Here is an 18490-nt window from a genome sequence, read left to right as displayed (position 1 = left end):
CGAACATGACCACGACGCGCGAGACGTTGAAGAAGTCCCTGTCGGCGGTGGATTTCCCGGCGGACAAGGAACAGCTCCTCGACTACGCCCGCAGCAACGGCGTGGACGAGGGCACGGTGGACGCGTTGCGGGCGATGCCCCCGGCCGAGTACGAGAACCTCACCGAGGTGGTGCGCTCGGTGCCGCTGGACAAGGCCGACGAAGAGGGCCAGTCCGATTCGGACAAGGCGAGGCAGGACCGGCAGAACGTCCGGCCGGGGGTCGCCGAGCACCAGCGCGAGGCCCCGGCGAACCCGATCGAGCAGGAGCTGGGCGAGAACCGCAAGGGCGGCTGAGTTCTGCGATCGAGCTCGTGACGGCGTTACCGTCCTGAGGGCGCGTTCGATAGCCCGGAGCTTCCCGCCGGGTTTCGACGTTATGGGCTCCTCATGGATGATTCCGATCGTTGGCAGCGCACCCCCGCACGAACTCGTCGGCAGCCCGCGGTGCTCGGCTGCCTGTTCCTGGTAGTGGTGCTGTTCGGCGCGGCCTGCGGGCCGACCGTCGGCAGCAGGTCGACGGAGGCCGATTCGGGCCCGTGGTGGGTGTCCCGCGTGGGATACCCGAAGCCGCAGGCGCATCCGCCGCGGCCGAGCACCAACCCGGTGGTGCGCGACGTGGTCCGCGAGGTCGATTCGGACGCCGACGAGCTCTCCGGCAGCACCGTCGCGGTGGCGGTGCTGGATCGCGGATCAGGTGAGGTCATCGGTGGCGAGCACGCCGACGACCGCATCGACACGGCGTCGCTGTCGAAGCTGTTCGTGGCCGTCGACGTGGCGCGGCGCCGCTCCGAGGGCATGCCGGTCTCGGGTGCGGACGTCGACCTGATCCGCCGCTCGCTCGCGGTCAGCGATGACGCCGCGATGAACGCGTTGTGGGATCGGTTCGACGGCGCCGGCGCGATTTCGAGGCTGGCGGTCCGCTACGGGCTCACCCGGACCCGGCCTCCTGCGGTACCGGGCAACTGGGGCGATACGCAGACCTCCGCGCGGGACGTCGCCACCCTCCTGGGGCAGGTCCCGACGTTGCCGGAGGCGGAGCGCTCGTTGATCCTCGGGCCGCTGGACGCGGCACCGCGCACGGCGGCCGAGGGGTTCGACCAGGGCTACGGCTTGAAGGAGTCGCAGCGGCCGGTGGCGGTGAAGGCGGGCTGGATGTGCTGCGAGGACGGCCTGCGCGCGGTGCACAGCAGCGGCCTGATCGGCCCGGACCGCCGCTACGCGGTGGCGTTGCTGTCCACCCAGCCGTCCTCGAAGAGCTACTCGGAGGCGTCCGAAGTCGTCACCGACGCCGCGGAACCCCTGCTCGACAACCTCGGCTGAGGAGGGCCGCCCGCGCGGTCGTTTCGCTACGCTGGCGTCTCGCTGCACGGCTACGAGGGGATTCCACGGTGAAACGGCCCACCATCATCGACATCGCGCGCCGCGTGGGCGTGTCGAAGGCCGCGGTGTCCTACGCCCTCAACGGCCGAGCCGGGGTGTCGGCGGCCACCAGGGAACGCATCCTCGACGTCGCCTCCCAACTCGGCTGGGACGCGGCGGGCCCGGCCCGCACGCCCGCCGCCGACCGCACCGGCACCATCGGCCTGGTGCTGGCGCGCCCGCCGCAGGAGATCCGCGCCGAACCGTCCGTGGTGAACTGGCTGGCGGGCGTGGAGTCCGCGCTGGCCGAGTACGGCCTGGTCCTCAACGTGGCGTTGACCTCCGACGCGGACGCCGAGCTCGGCACCTACCGGCAGTGGGCGGCCGAGCGCCGCGTCGACGGCGTGATCGTGACCGACCTGCGCACCGAGGATCCGCGGGTGCCGCTGCTGCGCGAGCTGGAGCTGCCCGCGGTGGTCATCGGTGAGCACGAGCGGGTGCCGAACGTTGCGGTGCTGCGCTTCGCCGTCGCCGACGAGGTCCGCGCCGTCGTGGAGCACCTGGCTGAGCTCGGCCACGCCCGCATCGGCCACGTGCAGGGCGGTTTCGACCTGGAGCACACCCGGTGGCGCAACGCGCTGCTGCGCGCGCGGGTGCGGGAGCGGCTCGGGACGGACCTGGTGAAGGCCGAGGCCGATCCCACGGAAACCGGTGCGGCACAAGCCACTTGGCGACTTCTCGCCGCGGATCCGCCGCCGACGGCGATCGTCTACGACAATGACCTGATGGCAGTGGCCGCGGTCGCCCGCGCCGCGGAACTGGACGTCCGGGTGCCCGCCGATCTGGCGGTGCTGTCCTGGCAGGACTCGATGCTGTGCCGGGTGGTGACCCCGCCGGTGACGGCGTTGTCGCAGGACGTCGCCGACGATGCCGCGGCGGCGGTGCACCTGCTGCTGGAGTTGATCGAGACCGGTGCCGCCGACGACTTGGACGTGCCGCCGCGCGTGCTGATCCCGCGGGCGAGCACGGCGGGCGGCTCCGGATGAGTTGAGCACGGCCAGAACGAGGAGACAACGGTGTTCCCACGTTCGAGCGAGGCCCCGCGCGACCAGCGAGAACGCCCCGCGGCGCCCGCGCGCTGCCCAGTGCTGGCGCTGGTGCTGCTGGTGCTGGCGGGCGCGCTCGCGAGCTGCGGGACGGAACCGCGGCGCCTCGTGTACTGGGCGAGCAACCAGGGCGCGAGCACCGCGCAGGACCGCGAGGTGCTGCGCGCCCAGCTGGCCAGGTTCACCCGCGACACCGGCGTTCCCGTCGAGGTCGACGTGATCCCCTGGAACGACCTGCTCAACCGCATCCTGGGCGCGGCGACCTCCGGGACTGGTCCGGACGTGGTGGACCTGGGCAACACCTGGTCGGCGTCGTTGCAGGCCACCGGAGCGTTCGTCGAGTTCGACGAGCGGTTGCTGGACCGGTTGGGCGGTCGCGACCGGTTCTTGGCGAGCAGCATGAGTTCGGCGGGCATGCCCGGCCGCCCGCCCGCCTCGGTGCCGCTGTACGGGTTGTCGTACGCGGTGTTCTACGACAAGCAGCGCTTCCGCGAGGCGGGGATCACGCGGATTCCCGAGAGCTGGGCGGAATTCCTCGACGTCGCCGAGCGGCTCACCGACGGCGACCGCGCGGGGCTGACCGTGCCCGGCGCGAGCTACACGCAGAACGCGCACTTCGCGTTCCTGTTCGGCATGCAGCAGGGCGCCCGGTTCATCGACGAGGACGGCGCGGCCACGTTCACGACGCCGCGGGCGGTGGAGTCGGTGCTGCGCTACGTGGAGCTGATGAGCAGCAGGCGGGTGGTGCGCGCGGACGACGCCGAAGTGGGTTCGGCCCCGGAGTCCGTCGCGGAGTTCACCGCCGGGCGCGCGGCGATGCTGATCGCGCAGAACAGCGCCCTTCCGGCCATTGTGGACAGCCGCATGCCGGGCGAGGATGTCGGGGTGTTCCCGTTGCCGCTGCCCGATCCGCTGCCGCCCGGTGGATCGCCCGTGCGCAGCCACGTCGGCGGCAGCAACGTCGCGGTGCTGCGCGACAGCCCGCGCCGCGAGGAGTCGCTGCGGCTGGTGGAGTTCCTGACCAGCAGGCGGACCCAGGTCGAGCTCAACCGCAGCTACGGCAGCCTGCCGGTGGTCGAGGACGCCTACGCCGAACCGGAGTTCTCCACCGGTCACGCCGCGGTGTTCGGCCGGTTGCTGGCCCACGAATCGGTGCCGGTGCCGATGATCCCCGACGAGAGCCGCTTCGAGACGACGGTGGGCGCCGCCGTCCGCGACCTGTTCGCCCGCGCCGCGACGGACCGCCCGGTGGGGCGCGAGCAGGTGCGCGCCGAGCTGGCGCAGGCGCAGCAGCAGATGCGCGCCGCCGGGGGGAGCGGATGACCACGCGGTCGCATCGCGTCCCGTGCGGGCCGTCGGTGCCGTACCTGCTGCTGGCGCCCGCGTTGGTGTTCGAGGTCCTGGTCCACCTGCTGCCGATGCTCGGCGGGCTGTGGATGAGCCTGCACGAGCTGAACCAGTTCTTCGTGCGGGACTGGACGTCGGCGCCGAACGTGGGGCTGGACAACTACCGCGTCGCCGTGGACGTCGACGGAGCGGTGGGCGCGGAGCTGCTGCGCTCGTTCGGCGTCACGGCGGCGTTCTCGGTGCTGGCGGTGGCGTTGTCGTTCGGCCTGGGCCTGGCGGCGGCGACGTTGCTGCAGCGCCCGTTCCGCGGCCGGTTCCTGGTGCGAGGCTTGTTCCTGGTGCCCTACGCGCTGCCGGTCTACACGGCGGCGCTGGTGTGGAAGTTCATGCTCGATCGCGGTGACGGCGCGGTGAACGCGGCGCTGCGCGCGTTCGGCCTCGGCGGCGAGGAGTTCTGGCTGCTGGGACAGAACGCGTTCTGGAGCCTGGTGGTGACGGCGGTGTGGCGGCTGTGGCCGTTCGCGTTCCTGGCGCTGATGGCGGGCTTGCAGTCGATACCGGTGGAGCTCTACGACGCCGCCGAGGTGGACGGCGCCGGTCCGGCGCAGCGGTTCCGGCTGATCACGCTGCCGATGCTGCGGCCGGTGGCGCGGGTGCTGGTGCTGGTGCTGTTCCTGTGGACGTTCAACGACTTCACCGCCCCGTACGTGCTGTTCGACCAGTCGGTGCCGCAGGCGGCGAACCTGATCTCGGTGCACGTGTACCAGAGTTCGTTCCTGACCTGGAACTTCGGCTTGGGCGCGGCGATGTCGACGGTGCTGCTGCTGTTCCTGCTGGCGGTGGTCGCGCTGTCGCTCGCCCTGACTTCGAGGAGCAGGCGTGCGACGTGAACCGCGCTGGCTGCGGGTGCTGCGGGTCGCCGGGCTCGGCGGGCTGGGCCTGTTCACCGCGCTGCCGCTCTGCGTCATGGCGATCACCGCGTTCACACCGCTGGACGACGTCCGGGACGGCTTCACCTGGTGGCCGTCGCGGGTGACCGGCGACGCGTTCGTCACCATGTGGTCCACCGTGGACTTGGCGGGGTACTTCGCGAACAGCGCCGTGGTGGCCGCGAGCTCGGCGGTGCTGTCGGTGCTCGTCGCGGTGCCGGCCGCCTACGCGGTGAGCCGCTACCGCTTCCCCGGTCGCGACCTGTTCCGGGCGGCGGTGCTGTCCACGCAGATGCTGCCCGGGATCCTGTTCCTGCTGCCGCTGTACCTGATCTACGCCTCGATCGGCCAGGCGACGGGAATCCTGCTGCAGGGCAACCTGTTCGGGTTGATCATCACGTACTTGACGTTCTCGTTGCCGTTCTCGATCTGGATGCTGGTCGGCTACTTCGACACGGTGCCCGCGGACCTCGACGAGGCGGCGCTGATCGACGGAGCGGGGGTGCTCGGCACCTTGCTGCGGGTGGTGCTGCCCGCGGCGAAGCCCGGCATCGCGGCGGTGCTGATCTACGCGTTCATGACGGCGTGGGGCGAGGCGCTGTTCGCCTCGGTGCTGACCGACGCCGGTTCGCGGACGCTCGCGGTGGGGCTACGGGAGTACTCCACGGAGTCGTCGGTGTACTGGAACGAGGTGATGGCCGCCTCGCTGGCGGTCAGCTTCCCCGTGGTCGTCGGCTTCCTGCTGCTGCAGCGCTACTTGGTCCGCGGCCTGACGGCGGGCGCGTTGCGCTGAGCTGCTTCGTCCCCGCGGGTCCGCGCGGCGTCCCAGCAGGCCGCGCAGGTCGGCGCCAGCCAGTCCTCCGGGGAGGCCTTGGTGATGGTGATGTCCTCGCCGCACAAGGACTTCCGCTGCTGACCGGGATGCGGTCGTTCGGTCGGGAGCATCGCGTGCCGCGCTCCGTCCACCGGACGCCAGTAGGCCACCGGCCCGTCGCCGCTGTACACCCGTCGCAAGTCCACCGCGCTCTCCTCTCCTGTGGGGGAGGCGGCGGCCCCGTCGGGGTCGGGGGAGGACCGGGGCCGCCGAGGAGGAATCTAATCTAGAAATATTTCTGTCGGTATCACTCGAACGGGTTCTGATCTCTGCGTTTAGCCTGTGCGGGCACGGTCGAGCGAGCTGAGGAGCGAGATGGCACCGGCATCACCACTGGTCGCGGCCTGGGAGTTGGGCATCCGGCTGAAGGCGGCCCGCGAGCAGGTCGACATGACGGGAACCGATGCGGCGCACTCGATCGGCGTCACGCAGAACTACCTCAGCAACATCGAGCACGGTCGCCGGAAGATCGCCGAGGACAAGCTCACCGCCCTCGCCGGGACGTACCTGCTCGACGACGACGAAGCCGCCGAGCTCGTGGAGCTGCGCAAGGCGTCGGACGGCCGGGGATGGTGGTCCCGCTACAGCGGCCTGTTCGCCCCGGAACTGCTGCGCTACTTCGGTTTCGAGCACGGGGCGGAAGAGATCCGCAGTTATGAAAGCGGTGTCATGTCAGGGCTTTTGCAAACCCGCGACTACGCGCACGCCGTGCACAGCGGGGATCGCGCGAACCTGCGGGGCTCCGAGATCGATCGCAGGGTCGAAGCGCGGCAGATGCGGCAGCACAGGATCAGCGGCTCCGATCCGCTGCGTGCGGTCATCGTCTTGACGGAAGGCGTGCTGCGCCAGCAGGTCGGCGGCCGTGAGGTGCTTTCCGGTCAGCTCGAGCACGTCCTGAACATGATCCACGCGCACTCTGACACGTTGGCGATCCGGATCATCCCGTTCAGTGCAGGAAGCTACGGCGCGATGGGCTCATCCACGTTCCACCTGCTCACGTTCCCGAGCCCGAGATTGCGAAGGCTGGCTTGGCACGAGGCGGTGACTTCGTTGAACCTGATCGACACCGAGGCTCGAGTCCACCAGTACAGCTTGTCGTTCGACGAGGCGCTGGACCGGGCAGCCGACGTCGAGGCGTCCGAAGAGATCATCCGGGACGCGTTGCGGTCGATAACATGAGGTCATGCAAGAACTGGCGCAGGCTTTGTGGTTCAAATCCAGCTATTCGAGTAGTTCGCAAGGCTGCGTGGAGGTCGCGCTGACTCCTGCCGTCGTGGGCATCCGGGACACCAAGGACCGCGACGGCGGCACCTTGATCGTCGATCGGGAGCGGTGGAAGTCCTTCCTGCGGGCCGTCGCCCGCTGATCTGCCCGGTGGGCCGTCTCACCGGTGGCGGCCGGGATTAGCCCGCGCGTGCGCGGGTAGCCGGGGTGCGGATGTCCTGTCCGCACGAGAACGGAGACGCGCGCGATGTCGGACCCGCTGGATGCTTCGACGCCCTCGGCTGACGAGGTCGGCCCGGACCCCGAAGACCCGCAGGACCCGGCCGAACTGCAATCCGCCGGGGACCTCGACGAGGACGAACTCGGTGTTGACCCGCTGGAAGAAGGCGTCGAACCGCCGGAGCGCTGGTCGCAGACCACCGCGGCCAGGCCCACTCCGCGCGAGGAGCGCGAAGGCGAGACGCTCGACGAACGGCTCGCCGAGGAGCGCCCGGAGCCAGGTGCGGACCTCGGTGAACCCCTCGTCGAGAAGCCGCTGAGCGAGCTCGACGAGACCGTGGACGAGCGGGCCGCCCGCGAGGTCGCCGACGGCGCCTCCGGGGAGCAGGTCGCCGCGTCCGCGGGGACCGACGAGGAACCGGGCGTCGTCCTCGAAGGCGCCGAGGTCGAGAACACCGGCCTGTCCGCCGTCAGCGGCGAAGGCGAGGTGGCGGAGACCTCGCCGTCCGCACCGGAGGAGAACGCGGAACGGGTGCGGGATGGCGGAACCTGAGCAGGTCTCGCTCCCGGCGGTGCACGGCGCCAGCGCGCTCACCGGTGACCTGACGCTGCCGCACGACGAGGCACCGCTGGTGATCTTCGCGCACGGCAGCGGCTCCTCCCGGCACAGCGATCGCAACCGGTGGGTCGCCGCGCGGTTGCAGGAGGCGGGTTTCGGCACGCTGCTGATGGACCTGCTCACCGACGAGGAGTGCGACCGCGACGCGCACGGCGAGATGCGCTTCAACATCCCGCTGCTCACGGTGCGGGTGCTCGGCGTCCTCGACTGGTGGGGGCGACCGTCGGGCTTGTTCGGCGCGAGCACCGGTGCCGCCGCCGCGCTCGGCGCCGCCGCTCGCAGGCCCGACGGGGTGCGAGCGGTGGTGTCCCGAGGTGGCAGGCCGGACCTCGCCACCGGGCCGATCGCCGAGCTGCGGGCCCCGACGCTGCTCATCGTGGGCGGTGCCGATCCCGAAGTGCTGGAGCTCAACCGCCAGGCCGCTGCCGGGCTCACCGCGCCGCACGAGCTCCACGTCGTCGAGGGCGCGACCCACCTCTTCGAGGAACCCGGCGCGCTGAACCAGGTCGCCGGCGAGGCCGCGGCCTGGTTCACCACCCACTTGACCTCCCCGTCTCCGGCGAGGTGAGCCCGCGAGTCGACCTCTCTGGAATCTAATTTCCAATCCGTGTACGCTTTCCATATCGAAAGTAGTCCGGATGGGAGACCACCTGATGTCCGACACGCCCGAGCTCGACCAAGTCGCCGACGCGCGCCGCCGGATCGCCGCGCACGCGCGGTTCCCCGTCGTCTACTGGGTGCTCTCCGGAGTCGCCCTGGTGATCGCTTCCGGGCTCCCGATCTGGTTCTCCTTGCTGCCGGGCGGCAGGTCGTACATCGAGTGGGCCCTGGTCGCGATCGTCTTCGCCTCGGCCATCTACTCCTGGAGCCGACGGCGCCGCTCCGGCGTCTACCTCCCCAAACGGATCGGCTCGTACCCCGGCGCCTTGCCGTTCTGGCTGGCCAGCATCGTCATCATGATCATCGGATTCGCCGGGATCAACGTGCTGGTCAACAACGAGCAGCTGGGGATCGCGTTCCTGGTGCTCCCCGTCGTGGCGATCGCGGTGTTCGGCATCCAGATCAAGATCCGCTCGGCGATGGTCCGGGACATCGAAGAGGGCCGGGTCCGGCCGTGACCGGTCACGACCAGGCGGAAGGTCGCGAGCCGATCTTCGAAACCGGCCCCCGCCTCGCGCTGTGCGCTCTGCTGCAAGGCGCCGAGTGGGTCGACTTCGCCACCGCCCGCGACATGCTGGGCGTCAGCGACTCCGCGATCTCCAAGCACAGCCGCACCCTCGAAGAAGCCGGTTACCTCGAAGTGCGCAAGGGCTCGGTGGGCCGCAAACCCCGCACCTGGTTCCGGCTCACGCCGTCCGGCCAGGACGCCATCCGCGGCCACCTCGACTGGCTCGGCCGGCTGCGCCACGCGCTCGACTCGAACTGAGCCCCGGGGTTGCTGCGGTGAGCGGGCGGGTAGACCGGAACCGTGCCTGAACTGCCGGACGTCGAGGGATTCCGCCGAGTCGCCGAGCTCGCGTCCGGGCGGACCGTGCGCGAGGTGGAGGTGCGCGACGCGCAGGTGCTGCGCGGAGTCTCGGAATCCGAGTTCCGCGCGGCGATGCGCGGAACCCGACTCGGCACCCCGTGGCGGCACGGCAAGTGGCTCGCGCTGCCCACCGGCGAGGAGTTCCCGCAGTTGCTGCTGCACTTCGGCATGACCGGCCGCTTGCTGTGGTGCGATCCCGGCGACGAGCTCCACGACCACGACCGCGTGCTGCTGCGCTGCCGAGGCGGGGACCTGCGGTACCGGGACATGCGCAAGCTCACCGGCCTGCACCTGGCGCGCGAGCGGGCCGACGTCGAGGCGCTGCTCGGCGACCTCGGCCCGGACGCGCTCGCCGCCTCCGCCGCCGACTACCGCCACCGGATCACCCGCACCAGGCGCGGCGTCAAATCCGCGTTGATGGACCAGGCGGTGCTCGCGGGGCTGGGCAACCTCACCGTCGACGAGGTGCTGTGGCAGTCGTACATCCACCCCGCCCGCGGCACCCGCGACCTCACCTCGGACGACCTCTCCCGGCTCAGCCGCCGCGCGCACGCCGTGCTGCGCCGATCCGCGAAGGTCGCGCACGTCCCGGCCCGGCCGTCGTGGCTCACCGGCCACCGCGACGAGCCCGACCCGCACTGCCCGCGCTGCACCACCGCCCTCACCCGCAGCACGACAGCGGGCCGGACCACCTACCACTGCCCCCACTGCCAACCCCTGTAGGCCGAGGAACCAGCCGTAGGAGGGCCGGACGTCGATGACGCCGGTTCGAGTGGAGCGTCCCGGGCCCCGAGCGAGGTAGGAGAGGCGCTCCTCGGGCCCATCCGCATCGTGCGGCCGATGCCGGACGGCGAGCGGAGCGCGGTCGAGCAGCAGGCAGAACACGTTCGCCGCGAACCGACCGCTACCGCCCCCGCCGGGTCCGGCCGTCGAGCGGGTCCCCCCGCTAGCCGCCGGTCGCCCATCGCGAGTCAGCGCGGTGCGCGGTTCACCCCGGGGAGCCGGGCAGGGTCGCCGGGCCGTGGTGGCGGAAGTTGCCGCGCCAGGTGGCAGTGTCCGAGGTGACCGCGAGGGAGAGCCCGGGCCGGGCCTCGTGCAGCGCCTCCACGGCCGCCACCGCGATCACCCGGGTCAGGGCCGATGCGGGGCAGGAGTGGATGCCGTGGCCGAGGCTCAGGTGCGGGTTCGGGGAGCGGTCCGGGGCGAACGCCTCCGCGTCGTCGAAGACGTGCTCATCGCGGTTCGCCGAGGCCAGCGACAGCAGCAGCGTGTCCCCGGCGGGGATGGTGACGCCGTCGACGGTCAGCTCCGCCAGCGCGTAGCGGGGCGCGGCGAGCAGCTGCGGCGGGTGGAAGCGCAAGACCTCCTCCACGCCCTGATCGAGCGAGGCGGGCGTGCCCAGCAGGCGCAGCACCGCGGACGACACCGCGTGCACCATGATCTCGTACCAGACGAACAGCAGGTAGAACACCATGCTGGTGAGCTCGTCGGAGTCGAGGCGGTCCCCGGCGCGGGCGGCGAGCAGACCGGACAGCAGCGTTCCCCCCGGCGGCGCGGACCCCAGCGCGCCGCCGATGATCCGCCGCATGTCGTGCATGGTGTCCCGCGCGCGCGGTTCCGAACCGGGGGAGTGGCGCAGCAGCGCGTTCGCCCACGCCGCGAAGTCCCGCCGCGCCTCGGCGGGCAGTGGCAGCAGCTCGGCGATGATCCGCACCGGCAGCACCACGGCGAAATCGGCGACCAGGTCGACGTCCGCCGGCAGCGAGCGGGCGAGCTCTCCCGCCACCGCCCGCACTTCCGGCGCCATCGCGCGCACCCGTTGCGCGGTGAAGCTCGGCGCGATCTCCCGTCGCAGCCGGGTGTGCCGGGGCGGATCGCTGTTGAGCAGGTGCGCGTCCAGCTGCGGCGGCAGGTCGAAACCCGCGTAGTCCGCGCCGTTCGAGTGCGCGCGGTTCAGCGCGAGCCGCTGATCGCCGAGCGAGCTGCGCACGTCGGCGTAGCGGGTGAGCAGCCACGCCTCCGGGCCGTCCGGGGTGCGGACCCGGTGCACCGGGCCCGCGGCGCGCAGTTCGGCGAGCGCGGCGAACGGATCGGACGCGGTGAAGGGGTCGGTCACGAAGGGGATTCCGTTCCTGCCGTGGGACGAGCCGATCCGAGCTCGGCCAGCACGTCCCGGACCACCGGGTGCGGGCCGCTGAAGGCCTCGCCGATCAAGCACAGCCAGTGCAGCTCCTCGGCGAGATCACGCCGCGGATCCTGCTCCGGGAAGCGCCACACCGCGGCTTCGGCGCCGTGCATGCCGACGTCCTCGCGGATCATGGCGCTGCCCGACCCGGGGCGCTCACCGGATTCGTGGGCGCGCAGCCCGGCGGCGATGCGCGCGGCCTCGATCGTCGCGGCGCGCTCATCGCCGGTGAGGCCGGCGCGGTCGGCGTGCCGCTCGGCCACCGCGACGACCCGCGGATCCAAGTAGGGGCGCAACTCGCGCAGCAGGTCGTCGGTGGCGATCAGCCAGCGGTACTCCGCCGACTCCAGCCGGGTGTTGCGCACGAGCTCCGGATCCAACGGGCGCAACGCCTTCAGCATCGGCCGCAGGAACCGGCGGGCCCGCCAGCGCCGCAGCAGCCGCGGCATCGACGGCAGCACGTAGCCGACGGCCATCACGCTCGCCCCGACGGTCGCGCTGACCGGCGCCACCACCGTGCTCACCACGGCCAGGTCCCCGCCGAGCCACGTCGCGGCGACCGCGACGACCTTCAGCACCGAGTAGCCCAAGCCGAACGCGACGCCGATCGGGACCAGCGTCACCCCCAACCGCAGCCAGCGGTCCCGCGCGTGCGGGCGGATCCGCAGGCAGATCAGCGCGCTGCGCACCAGGCCCAGCGAGTACGCGCCCAGGTACACCGCGAGGAAACCGGCGATCTCCGGGACGCCCGAGTAGTGCGCGTCGAAGTCCAGCACGTGCGCCGCGTCGTGCACCGGGGCCACCGCGAACAGCGCGGCCATCACGACCAGCACGGCGGTCGTGCCCAGCACCAGCGTCCGGCCCGCGGGCACCGCCGACTCCCTGTTCCGCGCCAGGTTCACCGAGCACACCTGCAGCGACGCGGTGCACAGCACGATCGACGAGTACACCGCCAGCGTCGACAGGTTCGGCACCCCGGACGAGGCGCCGACCGCCAGGTACACGGCGGGAATGGCGAAGTTGAACCCCGACGCCACGAACAGCAGCGCCAACGTGATCGCGCCCAGCCGAGGATCCCGTGGATCGCGTAGGAAATCGCGCAACTTCCAGAGGAACGCGCTCAATTGCAGCAGCAGGGCCAGCGGATACAGAACGGCGAACACCGGATCACCCGAGGGTCGACTGGAAGCGGCGCAGGATCTCCCGCGCCTCATCGGGCACCTGCTGCGCCTGCGGTGACTCCCACGAACTGATCCGCCGCATCGCCACCGAGGCCATCATCTCCGCCGCGGCCTCCTCCTGCGCCGAACAGCCGGTGCGGGTCAGCACGCGGTTGAGCACCTCCGGCGGCAGCTCGCCGAACAGCGAACGCAGCGCCGGAGCGGGATCGGACAGCGGACGCCCGACGTGGCCCCACAGCAGGTGCATCAGCTCATGCAACCAGATGTGCCAGCGGTGCCAGCGGGTGGTGCGCGCGTCCGCCACGATGATCACGCAGCCCTCCGGCAGCAGCGCCAGGCCGCTCGGGGCGCGCGGCGGCAGCTCCACCGCCGCGAAGTAGATGTCCCGCCCCAGGTGCTCGCGCGCCCGCTCCAGCAGCTGCTGGGCGGTGAACCGGCGCGGCAATCCGAGCGCGTCGAGCCGCTTGCCGCTGCGCCACCGCAGCAACCGGCGCGAACCGCTCCACGTCGAACGCCCTTCGTGCCACACCAGCAGCCTCACGATTGCTCCGGGGGAGACGAATCCCGTTCACCTCGTCCATCCGCGGCGCGCAACGCCTTGAACCCCTGCAGCACGCCGAGGATGGCGTCGGTGACGTGCGGCCGGTCCTGCTCGGGGAACTGGTCGGTGAGCTGGCGCAGCGCGACCTCCTCCACGCCGTGGCTGCGCAGCTGCCCGGCCAGGCGCCACTGCGCCAGCAGCTCGGGTGCGATCGCCGGGTCGAAGAAGTCCAGGCCCACCCCGAAGAACTCGGCGAACGCCACGACCTCGGTGAGCCGCGGCACGGCGCGGCCGGTGCGCAGGTGCCACATGTGCGTGCCGGACATGCGCACCCCGCGGCCGGTCAGCTGCGCGGCCATCCGCTCGCTGCTGTAGGGCTTGCCGGTCTCCGGATCGGGCTGCCCCTGCAGCAGTTCGGTCAGGCGCTCGGAGAACACGTGCACGCTGATGGAACTGCCCGAGGCCGGGCCGCCGTCGGAACCGGCGTCGGAGGAGTCGGAGGGGTGCCGCACGTCTCGACTGTAAGGGGTCACGATCTCCGTGACACCGCCGATGTCGTGAACGGGTTCATCCACACAGATGATCGGAAGCAGTGGATCTGTCCATCGGCGTTGATATATGATGACGGCGCCCAGGGGGTCAGGGTGTGAGTCGGGGGGCTTGGGGAATCGGGAAGTCGGGCCGGGAACGTGCGGCCCGACTTCTTGAACCGGCCTCGCGCCGCTCTCGAAGCCGCGCGCTCCCGCAGCAGCCCGCTCCTGGCTCGTCCGCCCCTGGTTCCGGGTGTCCTACAGCACCTTGTACCGGTTGGTAACCGTTCGTCCTGACATCATCGCGGCGTTGGTCGACAGCGACCCGACGACGAAGTCGCGGACGGAAGGATCGGTGTGGTGACGGGAATCGAACGCGTAGGCGTGGTGGGCTCCGGACTCATGGGTGCGGGCATCGCGGAGGTCAGCGCCCGCAGCGGGCTGGACGTGATCGTCTCGGAGGTCAGCGAAGACGCCGCCGAAGCCGGCCGGGCGCGCATCACCAAGTCGCTGGACCGCGCGGTGAGCCGGGGCAAGCTCGCGGAAGCCGAGCGGGACGCGACGCTGGGGCGCCTGCGGTTCACCACCTCGCTGGCCGACCTCGCGGACCGGCAGCTGGTCATCGAGGCCATCGCGGAGAACGAACAGCTCAAGACCGGCGTGTTCGCCGAACTGGACCGGGTGGTCACCGACCCCGCCGCGATCCTCGCGTCCAACACGTCCTCCATCCCGATCGCGAAGCTCGCCGGTGCCACCCAGCGCCCCGCGCAGGTCATCGGGGTGCACTTCTTCAACCCGGTGCCGGTGCTCAAGCTCGTCGAACTCGTGCCGTCGCTGGTGACCTCCGAGGAAACCGTCGAGCGCGTCGCCGCCTTCGCCACCGACGGCCTCGGCAAGCAGAGCATCCGCGCCAAGGACCGCTCCGGTTTCGTGGTGAACGCGCTGCTGGTGCCGTACCTGTTCTCCGCGATCCGGATGTTCGAGAGCGGAGTCGCCACCGCCGAGGACATCGACAACGGCATGGTGCTGGGCTGCGCCCACCCGATGGGGCCGTTGGCGCTGTCCGACATGGTCGGGCTCGACACGCTCAAAGCCATCGGCGACTCGATGTACGGCGAGTACAAGGAGCAGCTCTACGCCGCGCCGCCGCTGCTGCAGCGCATGGTCGACGCGGGTCACTACGGCAAGAAGTCCGGCCAGGGGTTTTACGCTTACTCCTGAGGTCGTTCTGCTTTGGTGGTCGTCTGGCGGAACCTCAGCTGTCTTCTCGCTGCGGGATCTTTTCCCTCGTGGCTCCGCCACGAGGGAAAAAGCCGTCCTCGCGAGAGACCGGCTGAGAACCCGCGGGTGGTCGGCTTTTCGACGTGGGCTGTGCGCTGCCGCGCATACGGCACGGCCTTCGGCCGCAGGGCAGGCGGGCTTCGCCGCCCACTGCACGGCTTCGCCGCGAGGCACGGCCTTCGGCCGCGAGGCAGGCTCCCCTCGCGGGCCGGACGTCGCCGGTGGGGTCAGGTGGGGGTGCCGATCGTTTCGCGGAGTGAGGCGATGGCGTGGTTGCGGTGGTCGTCGAGGAGGGTCACCAGGCGGTCGGCGTCCGCTTCGGTGGCGGCTCGGACGATGGCGTCGTGCTCGGCGCGGACCTGTTCCCGGTTGGTCTCGGAGTTGTAGTACACCGCGCGGTAGGCGTCGGTGGCGTCCCACAGGGTCCGCACGATCCGCAGCAGGCGCGGCATCCCGCACGGCTCCAGCAGCGCGAAGTGGAAGCGGCGGTTCGCCGTGATCATCTCCACCAGGTCGGCCGCCTCGGCCGCGCGCTCGACGTCCCGCGCGGCCTCGCCGATCCCGGCCAGGTCCGCCGCGGTGAACCTGCTCGCCGCGACCGCCGCGGCGTCCGACTCCAGCAGCCCGCGCAACCGGTACACCTCCAGCAAGTCGTCCAGCGACAGCTCGGCCACCGCGTAACCGCGGTGCGGCCGGTAGACCACCTGCCCCTCGGCCTCCAGCGTCTTGAGCGCCTCCCGCAGCGGGACCCGGCTGACGCCCAGTTCCCCGGCGATGGCGTCCTGGCGGATCGGCCTGCCCGGTGCCAGCGAACCGGTGGTGATCGCCCGCCGCAGCGCGTCCAGCACGAAGGCCTGCGTGGTCGGCGGTCTTTCCGGCGCGTGCCAGCGCAGATCGGCGCGTGGCGGCGTCGCGCGGTCGTCGGGTCGCGGGTTCGGGTCTGCTGGCATCGGCTCCCGCCGGTCGGTCGTCGCTGCTGGTCCGGAGTCGCGGTCACCGGCCTTCGCGATCACTCGTTCGAGAGGCGCGAACCTTGTTGACCTGACGCCCGATCACTGTATATTGGATCCAATTCTGACATCGCGCAACACCGGTGCACGCGAGCACCAGGAACGGGCACCAGGGAACCGAGAACCGGGAAGGTGAGCGATGGGGCGCGCGCTGCCGATGGACGGTGTCGTCGTGGCGGACTTCAGCAGGGTGCTGGCCGGTCCGTACGCGACGATGGCGCTCGCCGACCTCGGCGCCACCGTGATCAAGGTCGAGCGGCCCGGCGACGGGGACGACACCCGCGGCTGGGGCCCGCCGTGGACCGAACGCAGCTCCGCGTACTTCGAATCGGTCAACCGCAACAAGCGCAGCGTGGTGCTCGACTTCGACGACGAGCAGGACCAGGCCGCCGCGCGGGAACTCGTCCGCCGCGCCGACGTGCTGGTCGAGAACTTCCGCCCCGGCGTGCTCGCGCGCTGCGGGCTGGACCCCGAGGCCGCGCTGGAGCTCAACCCCCGGCTGATCTACGCCTCCGTCTCCGGTTTCGGCAGCGGCCCCGGCGCGGACCTGCCCGGCTACGACTTCGTCGTGCAGGCAGTCGGCGGGCTGATGAGCATCACCGGCGCACCGGACGGGCCGCCGACGAAGGTCGGGGTGGCCGTCGTCGACGTGCTCACCGGCAAGGACCTGAGCCTCGGCATCCTCGCCGCGCTGCGGCAGCGGGACGGCACCGGGCAGGGCCAGCACGTCGAGGTGAACCTGCTCTCCAGCCTGCTGGCGTCCCTGGTGAACCAGATGAGCGGCTTGCTCACGACCGGCATCGCCCCCGAGCGGATGGGCAACCGGCACCCGAGCATCGCCCCGTACGAAACGCTGCGCTGCGAGGACGGGTTGCTGGCGGTCGCGGTCGGCAACGACGACCAGTTCCGCCGGTTCACCGAGGCGCTCGGTCTGCTCGGCATGGCCGACGACCCCCGGTTCGCCGCGAACTCCGAACGGGTCGCCAACCGGGCCGCTCTGGTGGAGGCGCTGGAGAACGTGCTGGGCGCCCGCCGGGCCGCCGACTGGCAGGCGCGGCTGCACCGCGCCGGCATCGCCTGCGGCCAGGTCAACGACCTGGCCCACGCCGTGCACTACGCCGAATCGCTGGGCCTGAACCCGGTGGTCGACCCCGGTGGCGGAGGCGTGGCGCAGGCCCGGATGCCGATCGAGTTCTCCGGCATCGACGTGGCCGATCCGCTCGCGCCACCGCGGTTGGGCGAGCACACCGACGAGGTACGCGCCTGGCTGGCCGGTGAGCCGTCTCCGCTGGCGCCGTTGTCCGACGATCCGTCCCGAGGAGGTCACCGATGAGCGCCCGACCCGACTTCGATCCCCGCGACCCGCTGGGCATCGACGCCGAGCTCACCACCGAACAACTCGCGCTGCGCGACAGCGTGCGCGCCCTGTGCCGGGACCTGGTGCGGCCGAACGTGGCCGACTGGTTCGAGCGCGGCGAGCTGCCGCAGGCCAGGGAACTCGCCCGCGAACTGGGCAAGCTCGGCGTGCTCGGCATGCACCTGGAGGGCTACGGCTGCGCGGGCGCCTCCGCCGTCGACTACGGCGTCGCGTGCGAGGAGCTGGAGGCCGCCGACTCCGGGCTGCGGTCGCTGGTCTCGGTGCAGGGATCCCTTGCCATGTACGGGATCTGGCGCTGGGGTTCCGAGGAGCACAAGCAGCAGTGGCTGCCGAAGATGGCCGCTGGCGAGGCCATCGGCTGCTTCGGCCTCACCGAACCCGACCACGGGTCGGACCCGGCGTCGATGACCACCCGCGCCCGCCGGGACGGCTCGGACTGGGTGCTCGACGGCCGCAAGATGTGGATCACCAACGGCAGCATCGCCGACGTCGCCGTCGTGTGGGCGCAGAGCGAGGACGGGGTGCGCGGCTTCGTCGTCCCGACCGACACACCGGGATTCTCCGCACCGGAGATCAAGAAGAAGCTGTCGCTGCGCGCCTCGGTGACCAGCGAACTGGTGCTGGACGGCGTCCGGTTGCCGGAGTCGGCGGCGCTGCCCGAGGCCGTGGGATTGCGCGGACCCTTGAGCTGCCTGAACGAGGCGCGCTTCGGCATCGTGTGGGGAGCCACCGGTGCCGCCCGCGACTGCCTGGAGACGGTGCTGGACTACGCGAGCACTCGCGAGCAGTTCGGCAAACCCCTCGCCGGATTCCAGCTCACCCAGCAGAAGCTCGCCGACATGGCGGTGCGGGTGCACAACGCACGGCTGCTCGCACTGCACCTCGGCAAGCGCAAGGACGCCGGAACCCTCCTGCCGCAGCAGGTCAGCTTCGGCAAGCTGGACAACGTCCGCGGCGCGCTGGACGTGGCCCGCACCGCCCGCACCATCCTCGGCGCCAACGGGATCTCCTTGGAATACCCGGTGATCCGCCACATGGCGAACCTGGAATCGGTGCTCACCTACGAAGGCACCAGCGAAATGCACGCCCTGACCATCGGCCAAGCGCTGACGGGCAGCAACGCATTCCGGTGACCCGG

At 71.3% G+C, this 18490-nt stretch carries 22 protein-coding genes; 16 read left to right on the top strand and 6 right to left on the bottom strand.

All coding sequences use genetic code 11. From position 1 onward, the window contains the following. Positions 1-5: 5 nt before the first annotated feature. From OOZ19_RS11450 to OOZ19_RS11425, 6 genes are all read left to right on the top strand, one after another. Positions 6-335, top strand: a complete 330-nt coding sequence (locus OOZ19_RS11450; protein ID WP_266090055.1) for a DUF2795 domain-containing protein — start codon at positions 6-8, stop codon at positions 333-335. Between the two features lie 93 nt (positions 336-428). Continuing rightward, the gene (locus tag OOZ19_RS11445) at positions 429-1361 is read left to right on the top strand and encodes a serine hydrolase (RefSeq protein WP_266090054.1); all 933 of its coding nucleotides are present in this window, start codon (positions 429-431) and stop codon (positions 1359-1361) included. 68 nt (positions 1362-1429) lie between these two features. Beyond that, complete coding sequence (locus OOZ19_RS11440) at positions 1430-2446, top strand: LacI family DNA-binding transcriptional regulator (RefSeq protein WP_266090053.1); 1017 nt, start codon at positions 1430-1432, stop codon at positions 2444-2446. 30 nt (positions 2447-2476) lie between these two features. Then, a complete protein-coding gene (locus OOZ19_RS11435; protein ID WP_266090052.1) occupies positions 2477-3829 on the top strand; it encodes an extracellular solute-binding protein in 1353 nt (450 codons plus the stop codon). Beyond that, positions 3826-4743, top strand: a complete 918-nt coding sequence (locus OOZ19_RS11430; protein WP_266090051.1) for a carbohydrate ABC transporter permease — start codon at positions 3826-3828, stop codon at positions 4741-4743. The genes OOZ19_RS11435 and OOZ19_RS11430 overlap by 4 nt, the downstream gene beginning before the upstream one ends. Next, on the top strand, positions 4733-5575 hold the full coding sequence (locus OOZ19_RS11425) for a carbohydrate ABC transporter permease (protein WP_266090050.1): 843 nt from the start codon (positions 4733-4735) through the stop codon (positions 5573-5575). The genes OOZ19_RS11430 and OOZ19_RS11425 overlap by 11 nt, the downstream gene beginning before the upstream one ends. On the opposite strand, the gene OOZ19_RS11420 is transcribed toward OOZ19_RS11425, so the two are convergent. Next, complete coding sequence (locus tag OOZ19_RS11420; protein ID WP_266090049.1) at positions 5536-5802, bottom strand: HC3 family zinc finger protein; 267 nt, start codon at positions 5800-5802, stop codon at positions 5536-5538. The two genes, OOZ19_RS11425 and OOZ19_RS11420, sit on opposite strands and share 40 nt — an antisense overlap. 169 nt (positions 5803-5971) lie before the next feature. Here OOZ19_RS11420 and OOZ19_RS11415 point away from each other — a divergent pair, with 169 nt between their 5' ends. The 7 genes from OOZ19_RS11415 (at position 5972) to OOZ19_RS11385 (ending at position 9969) form a co-directional block, all read left to right on the top strand. Then, positions 5972-6835 (top strand): helix-turn-helix domain-containing protein, encoded by an 864-nt coding sequence (locus OOZ19_RS11415; RefSeq protein ID WP_266090048.1) that lies wholly within the window; start codon positions 5972-5974, stop codon positions 6833-6835. Between the two features lie 4 nt (positions 6836-6839). Next, positions 6840-7022, top strand: coding sequence for a DUF397 domain-containing protein (locus tag OOZ19_RS11410; RefSeq protein ID WP_266090047.1), 183 nt, complete (start codon positions 6840-6842; stop codon positions 7020-7022). Between the two features lie 105 nt (positions 7023-7127). Then, positions 7128-7652, top strand: a complete 525-nt coding sequence (locus OOZ19_RS11405) for a hypothetical protein (RefSeq protein WP_266090046.1) — start codon at positions 7128-7130, stop codon at positions 7650-7652. Next, complete coding sequence (locus tag OOZ19_RS11400; protein WP_266090045.1) at positions 7639-8286, top strand: dienelactone hydrolase family protein; 648 nt, start codon at positions 7639-7641, stop codon at positions 8284-8286. Before OOZ19_RS11405 ends, OOZ19_RS11400 begins: the two co-directional genes overlap by 14 nt. Before the next feature lie 85 nt (positions 8287-8371). Continuing rightward, positions 8372-8836 carry a hypothetical protein gene (locus OOZ19_RS11395; protein WP_266090044.1) on the top strand — a complete coding sequence of 155 codons (465 nt, stop codon included), beginning with the start codon at positions 8372-8374 and terminating at the stop codon, positions 8834-8836. Continuing rightward, a complete protein-coding gene (locus OOZ19_RS11390) occupies positions 8833-9144 on the top strand; it encodes a winged helix-turn-helix domain-containing protein (protein ID WP_266090043.1) in 312 nt (103 codons plus the stop codon). Before OOZ19_RS11395 ends, OOZ19_RS11390 begins: the two co-directional genes overlap by 4 nt. Before the next feature lie 42 nt (positions 9145-9186). Then, positions 9187-9969: an Fpg/Nei family DNA glycosylase gene (locus OOZ19_RS11385; RefSeq protein WP_266090042.1), complete on the top strand. Its 783-nt coding sequence runs from the start codon at positions 9187-9189 to the stop codon at positions 9967-9969. A 265-nt stretch (positions 9970-10234) separates the two neighbouring features. On the opposite strand, the gene OOZ19_RS11380 is transcribed toward OOZ19_RS11385, so the two are convergent. Genes OOZ19_RS11380 through OOZ19_RS11365 form a run of 4 tightly spaced genes read right to left on the bottom strand, consistent with a single transcriptional unit; the run spans position 10235 to position 13665 of the window. After that, a complete protein-coding gene (locus OOZ19_RS11380) occupies positions 10235-11362 on the bottom strand; it encodes a cytochrome P450 (protein WP_266090041.1) in 1128 nt (375 codons plus the stop codon). Further along, positions 11359-12594, bottom strand: coding sequence for an MAB_1171c family putative transporter (locus OOZ19_RS11375; RefSeq protein WP_266090040.1), 1236 nt, complete (start codon positions 12592-12594; stop codon positions 11359-11361). Before OOZ19_RS11375 ends, OOZ19_RS11380 begins: the two co-directional genes overlap by 4 nt. Before the next feature lie 4 nt (positions 12595-12598). Further along, complete coding sequence (locus OOZ19_RS11370; RefSeq protein WP_266090039.1) at positions 12599-13153, bottom strand: hypothetical protein; 555 nt, start codon at positions 13151-13153, stop codon at positions 12599-12601. Continuing rightward, a complete protein-coding gene (locus tag OOZ19_RS11365) occupies positions 13150-13665 on the bottom strand; it encodes a hypothetical protein (RefSeq protein WP_266090038.1) in 516 nt (171 codons plus the stop codon). The genes OOZ19_RS11370 and OOZ19_RS11365 overlap by 4 nt, the downstream gene beginning before the upstream one ends. A 378-nt stretch (positions 13666-14043) precedes the next feature. Here OOZ19_RS11365 and OOZ19_RS11360 point away from each other — a divergent pair, with 378 nt between their 5' ends. After that, a complete protein-coding gene (locus OOZ19_RS11360; RefSeq protein ID WP_323055120.1) occupies positions 14044-14904 on the top strand; it encodes a 3-hydroxybutyryl-CoA dehydrogenase in 861 nt (286 codons plus the stop codon). A 287-nt stretch (positions 14905-15191) separates the two neighbouring features. Here the strand turns inward: OOZ19_RS11360 and OOZ19_RS11355 are convergent, their stop codons facing one another. Beyond that, positions 15192-15914 (bottom strand): GntR family transcriptional regulator, encoded by a 723-nt coding sequence (locus OOZ19_RS11355; RefSeq protein ID WP_266090036.1) that lies wholly within the window; start codon positions 15912-15914, stop codon positions 15192-15194. A gap of 199 nt (positions 15915-16113) precedes the next feature. On the opposite strand from OOZ19_RS11355, the gene OOZ19_RS11350 reads away from it, so the two are divergent. After that, a complete protein-coding gene (locus tag OOZ19_RS11350) occupies positions 16114-17307 on the top strand; it encodes a CaiB/BaiF CoA transferase family protein (protein WP_266090035.1) in 1194 nt (397 codons plus the stop codon). After that, positions 17304-18485, top strand: coding sequence for an acyl-CoA dehydrogenase family protein (locus tag OOZ19_RS11345; RefSeq protein WP_266090034.1), 1182 nt, complete (start codon positions 17304-17306; stop codon positions 18483-18485). Before OOZ19_RS11350 ends, OOZ19_RS11345 begins: the two co-directional genes overlap by 4 nt. Positions 18486-18490: the final 5 nt, after the last annotated feature.

Origin of the sequence: Saccharopolyspora sp. NFXS83 (assembly GCF_026241095.1) — a bacterium.
Lineage (GTDB): Bacteria > Actinomycetota > Actinomycetes > Mycobacteriales > Pseudonocardiaceae > Saccharopolyspora_C.
This window is presented reverse-complemented; position numbering and strand designations above follow the sequence as displayed.

Bases quoted from the DNA above. Each gene is read 5' to 3' on its own strand.
- OOZ19_RS11450 (WP_266090055.1), top strand. From the start codon at position 6: ATGACCACGACGCGCGAGACGTTGAAGAAGTCCCTGTCGGCGGTGGAT.
- OOZ19_RS11445 (WP_266090054.1), top strand. From the start codon at position 429: ATGGATGATTCCGATCGTTGGCAGCGCACCCCCGCACGAACTCGTCGG.
- OOZ19_RS11430 (WP_266090051.1), top strand. From the start codon at position 3,826: ATGACCACGCGGTCGCATCGCGTCCCGTGCGGGCCGTCGGTGCCGTAC.
- OOZ19_RS11415 (WP_266090048.1), top strand. From the start codon at position 5,972: ATGGCACCGGCATCACCACTGGTCGCGGCCTGGGAGTTGGGCATCCGG.
- OOZ19_RS11410 (WP_266090047.1), top strand. From the start codon at position 6,840: ATGCAAGAACTGGCGCAGGCTTTGTGGTTCAAATCCAGCTATTCGAGT.
- OOZ19_RS11405 (WP_266090046.1), top strand. From the start codon at position 7,128: ATGTCGGACCCGCTGGATGCTTCGACGCCCTCGGCTGACGAGGTCGGC.
- OOZ19_RS11400 (WP_266090045.1), top strand. From the start codon at position 7,639: ATGGCGGAACCTGAGCAGGTCTCGCTCCCGGCGGTGCACGGCGCCAGC.
- OOZ19_RS11395 (WP_266090044.1), top strand. From the start codon at position 8,372: ATGTCCGACACGCCCGAGCTCGACCAAGTCGCCGACGCGCGCCGCCGG.
- OOZ19_RS11355 (WP_266090036.1), bottom strand. From the start codon at position 15,914: ATGCCAGCAGACCCGAACCCGCGACCCGACGACCGCGCGACGCCGCCA.
- OOZ19_RS11350 (WP_266090035.1), top strand. From the start codon at position 16,114: ATGGGGCGCGCGCTGCCGATGGACGGTGTCGTCGTGGCGGACTTCAGC.
- OOZ19_RS11345 (WP_266090034.1), top strand. From the start codon at position 17,304: ATGAGCGCCCGACCCGACTTCGATCCCCGCGACCCGCTGGGCATCGAC.